Source organism: Slackia sp. (assembly GCF_977041755.1).
In genome coordinates this window covers 1-4553 of sequence record NZ_CDRRGL010000135.1, presented here as the reverse complement: position 1 = coordinate 4553, position 4553 = coordinate 1, and the positions used below count along the sequence as shown (strand labels likewise).

The window sequence follows — 4553 nt, the reverse complement described above, 5'->3', positions numbered from 1 at the left end:
CGAGTCAAAATCGCCCAGGGCGAAATTGGGCGTTACGCCAATCGCGCAAAGCGAGGAAAAACCACCGTCGACCGCAATCACCTTATCGAAATGTTCGGCGGAAAAATGGTCGGCATCAAAGGACGCGGCACCGACAAGCGCACATGAAAAACGATTCTCTGGCATATCTTCCCTTCTAACCCAGTTCATGATCCGCGGCTTTTGCTCAAGATTGTAGCAACACCGTGCAGAATGCACGACATACGGCGCAGGCAATGATACAATAGCCGACGCTATGCGGGCTGGACGGTCGCGGTGGCCTTGCGCCAACGAGGAAAGTCCGGGCTTCTTGAGGCAGGATGCCGGCTAACGGCCGGGCGGGGAAACCCGATGGAAAGTGCTGAAGAAACTTAAACTCCCACTGGCGCCCTCGGGCGTTAAGAGAAAAGCTGAGAAGGTGCGGTAAGAGCGCACCAGCACGTCAGTAATGGCGTGGCTTGGTAAACCCCATCCGAAGCAAGGGCGAATAGGCATGCGATACGGTTGAGCCTCTCCGTGCATGCGGGTAGCCTGCTTGAGGCGTGCGGTAACGCACGTCCTAGATAAATGGCCGTCTTCAACGACAGAACCCGGCTCATAGGCCCGCTAAGGCATTACAAAACGAAAGCCCGCTCGCGCGGGCTTTCGTCGTTTATCGAAGCAAAACGCATTCGCGTCAAGCATCAACGAAAAAGAACCCCTGACGCTGGCAATCCTGGCGAAGCCAGAGTAGCGCATGCTTCAGCACGCGAATCAAAGGCTGAGCCAAAAATGCAGCACCAGGGGTTCTTGCAGCATCGCGTTATTTCGCCGCCCGAAGGAGCGGCGGGGTCACACTAGTCGATATCGCCCAAATCAAAGGCCTCGGCAGCATCGCCGAAACCGGAAAGGTCTTTCTCGACGCTCGGCGCCGGCGCGGGAGCGGCGCTCTGGGCCGGGATGACCGTAGCGGTTGCGGGAGCGGCAGTCGCGGCAGGCGTCACAGGGGCCGATTCAACAGCGCCTGCAGCGGGAGCGACATAGCTCGGGGCAACAGCGCCCGTGGCGCCGAACATGGGCTTGTGGACCGGTGCCTGAGCGGGGCTTGCGAAACGACCATGGGAGCGCTTCTTGCCCTCCTTCTTGGCGAGTTCGTCCTCGATATCGTCAAGCTTGGCATTCGCATCGTCGATGAAGCTCTTCAGGGCCTCGGAATACGCCTCGCACGTCTTCTTGTGCGAACGATCGAGCTCTTCGATGGCGGTTTCGATCTTGGCCTTCTCGGCGTTCGCGCGGTCGACGATGTCGCTCGCCTCGATTTCGGCGTCGTTGTGGATGCGCTTCGCTTCAGCGCGGGCCGCATCAAGCACTTCCTGAGCAGAACGCTGAGCGGTCACGAGCGCATTGGCAATGGCGGAAGCGTCGGTTTCCTTTTCGGAAAGCTGCTTCTCGAGCTCGGCGATGCGAGCGTCTTTTTCGTCGGCGGAAAGCGCCGAGATCGTATCGGCGGCTTCCTCTTTGATTGCCTCGGGCTCGGGTTCGGGCATCGCGGGCTCGGCGAAGGCGGCGTCCATGTCCATAGGCTCGTCATCATCGAAGCCCATCTGGTTGTTATTGAGCTCGTCGATGCGAGCGAGAAGCTCTTCGATCTGGGCATTCAAACCGTCAATCTCGGCTGCGACATGCTCGAGGAACACATCGACCTCGTCAACGTCATAACCCTTGCGATCAACCGTGAAACTCTGGTTGTGGATGTCTTCGGAAGTGATGGCCATGCCTACTCCAATCTCATTCGATATATACCCTGGAAACCCAGGGCGGCCTGCGATATGAATCGCACAGCCTGCAGGGCGCCTTGCGCCCCAATGAACACGTTCGCGCTGCGGCGGCTAAAGAATGCCCACGATCAAGCGCACCAAGAATTGTAATACAAGCAGGGCAAAGATAGGCGTAACGTCCACCATGCCCCCAATCGGCGGGATGAATTTACGGAAAAGGTTCAGATACGGATCGCAAACCTTCCCCAAAACCGTTTCGATATCGGCCAGAATGCCGCTTCTGTTCGGAATCCAGCTCATGAGCACATACACGAGCAGAATCGTCGTGTACGCGTCGGCGAGCTTCACGATGAAAAGCTGCAGGGCATACATTTACATCAATCCTTGCGCTTTGAGGCGAGACGCCTCGGCATCGCTCAAGCCCGCGCCGCGCGTGATGACGAACACGTGGCCCGAAACGCATTCGACCTGAGCCTCGAAAGCGCATGCCACGCCAAAGCTGAAGTCGAGAATGCGCTTGCCGAGCGCTTCGGGTGTGTTGCGCAGCGAGACAACAGCGACATCGCCGCTCTTGAGCACCTTGGCGATGCGTTCGGCATCGTCATACGACTCAGGCTTGACGATGGTCACGATACGCGCCGGACGCTGCACCACGCGGCCTTCGCCAGAAGGCGATGCGGGCGCAGGAATCGCTCCCGTGGTTTGAGCATAAGCGCCCGTGGAGCTCGCGGCAGCCTGGGGCGCCGACGCGGCCGGCCGAGCGGCAGACGAGGGCTCAAACAGCGAATTCACGCCAGGAGAGCGATGCGAATCTTCACGAAGCGCGCCGAAATCACGGTTCGGACGCGTTGCCTGCGACGCATCGGCGGTCTCGGGGGCTTCGCTCGGCGTGTATTGGATATTGGCGCGCACGTCGTCAGACGTGACAAGCTTGGGCAACGACGCCGTGAAGCTCGAAGAAGGCGAGTCGTTCTCCACCGCGTAATCGGCAGAATCGTCGAAGCCGTATTCGCCATAATCGCCATAATCGACGGCGTCATCGCGAGAATCGCGAGCGCGCGAGGAGCGCGAGCCCGCCTGGCTCGAAGCCTCGCCAATGCCCAGCCGATCTTTCAGTTCATCAAATTTAGGAATCTTGAAATCCATTGCGTGTCCACCTATCAATCAAGCGGGCTAACCCGCATAGTCGGCACTGAATATGGCTCGACCGATGCGAACCATGGTAGCCCCCTCGCCAATACCTTCGGAATAATCGTTGCTCATCCCCATTGAAAGTTCATGGAGCTCCATATCGATGCCACGTGCCGCAAGGTCGCTTTGCGCCGCATCGCGCAGCCCGCGCAGACGCTTAAACGTTGCACGCGCCACCGAGGCGTCGCCGATGGGAGCCATTATCATAAGGCCTTTTACGTGCACATGATCCAAGGTTGCGCAATGCGTAAGCATATCGATAAGATTCTCGTCGGCCACGCCCTGCTTATTCGACTCGCCATCGTTGACTTCAATAAGCACGTCCTGCACAATGCCGGCCGCCGCGGCCAATCGATCGATTTTATCGGCGTGACTTTCCTGGTACAAAGAATGGATGAGGCATGCACGCCCCACCACCTTGTCGAGCTGGCGCGACTGGATATTGCCAATAAAATGCCAGTTCTCGCTCGGAAAAGCGTCGTGCTTGCGAACGAGTTCATCGGGGCGGTTTTCCCCGAAATCGTGAATGCCCGCCTCGATTGCCTCGGAAACCGCATCAAGCCCCACGGTCTTCGACACGCCAATGACGCGCACATCGCTTCGAGCACGGCCCGCAGCCGCGCACGCCTCCTCGACGGATTCTTCGACAGATTCCCAACGTTGTTCCAACGTAGCCATAAGAAAGCTTCTTCCTATCCAAGAATACGAGCCGCAAACGCGCCATGGCGACCGCACGTGCCGCCCGAAGCGCGATACGAATAAAAATGCTCACCGGCATCGCACACCGTACATATATCGACATCGGCGATGCGCTCAGGCGAAACGCCCATGCTTGCAAAACCGCAGCGCAGCGCAGCGCCCATATCGACATGACGATCATCGACCAAGCTTGCCTCGCCGAACGAATCGAAAAACTGCTTGGCGACTTCTTCGCCAACCTCGAAATGGCACGCGTGGATATAGGGGCCGATATATACGTTGAAACGCTCGGGGGTCTCGCCCGTAAGTTCGCAAAGCGTCGAAAGCGCCGTTGCCCAGGCGCCATACACGACGCCGCGCCACCCGCAATGCGCCACGGCGAACTTGCCGGAAGGCGCCACGATAATCACAGGCGTGCAATCGGCGAAGCACAGCAAAGCCGCGACATCGTCGCACCCCACGGCGACCGCATCGCTGCCTTCGGCCGCGAACTCCCGCGTCTCGGCGATATCGCCAGCGTTTTCGCACACGGCGACATCGGCGCCATGCACCTGATTGGGCACAATAAGCCTCGATGGATCGATGCCGAACGCCTCGCAGACCCTGCGGCGATTCTCACGCACGCTTTCAGGGTTGTCGTTGACATGAAGGCCAAGATTCAACGAATCATACGGCGGCTCGCTCACACCGCCCAAACGCTCGGTAAACGCAATGCGTACGCCGCACGCTTCGAACAGGGCCTCATCGGTAAATGCGGTCAGGTTAGAAAAACGACCCTCGACAAGCCGCGGGAGCGGCAAATCGAGGGTCGTTTCAAGCCCTGACGCGTTAGTCATACCCGTCATGGCACATCGCTTCCGTTTTATCGACGACGAAGGAAATCGGGAA

General features: G+C 58.7%; 5 protein-coding genes and 1 other RNA gene. 1 reads left to right on the top strand and 5 read right to left on the bottom strand.

The window, feature by feature from the left end:
* The first annotated feature begins 273 nt into the window (after positions 1–273).
* Positions 274–632, top strand: an RNA gene (gene rnpB, locus ACWI8T_RS08305) — RNase P RNA component class A.
* A gap of 222 nt (positions 633–854) precedes the next feature.
* Here the strand turns inward: rnpB and ACWI8T_RS08300 are convergent.
* From ACWI8T_RS08300 to ACWI8T_RS08280, 5 genes are all read right to left on the bottom strand, one after another.
* On the bottom strand, positions 855–1772 hold the full coding sequence (locus ACWI8T_RS08300) for a DivIVA domain-containing protein (RefSeq protein WP_449138600.1): 918 nt from the start codon (positions 1770–1772) through the stop codon (positions 855–857).
* Positions 1773–1886: 114 nt separating this feature from the next.
* A complete protein-coding gene (locus tag ACWI8T_RS08295) occupies positions 1887–2147 on the bottom strand; it encodes a YggT family protein (RefSeq protein ID WP_114615982.1) in 261 nt (86 codons plus the stop codon).
* Complete coding sequence (locus tag ACWI8T_RS08290) at positions 2148–2921, bottom strand: cell division protein SepF (RefSeq protein WP_114615981.1); 774 nt, start codon at positions 2919–2921, stop codon at positions 2148–2150.
* 27 nt (positions 2922–2948) lie between these two features.
* Positions 2949–3644, bottom strand: coding sequence for a YggS family pyridoxal phosphate-dependent enzyme (locus ACWI8T_RS08285; RefSeq protein WP_449138599.1), 696 nt, complete (start codon positions 3642–3644; stop codon positions 2949–2951).
* 14 nt (positions 3645–3658) lie between these two features.
* Positions 3659–4510: a polyphenol oxidase family protein gene (locus ACWI8T_RS08280; protein ID WP_449138598.1), complete on the bottom strand. Its 852-nt coding sequence runs from the start codon at positions 4508–4510 to the stop codon at positions 3659–3661.
* Positions 4511–4553 lie beyond the last annotated feature (43 nt).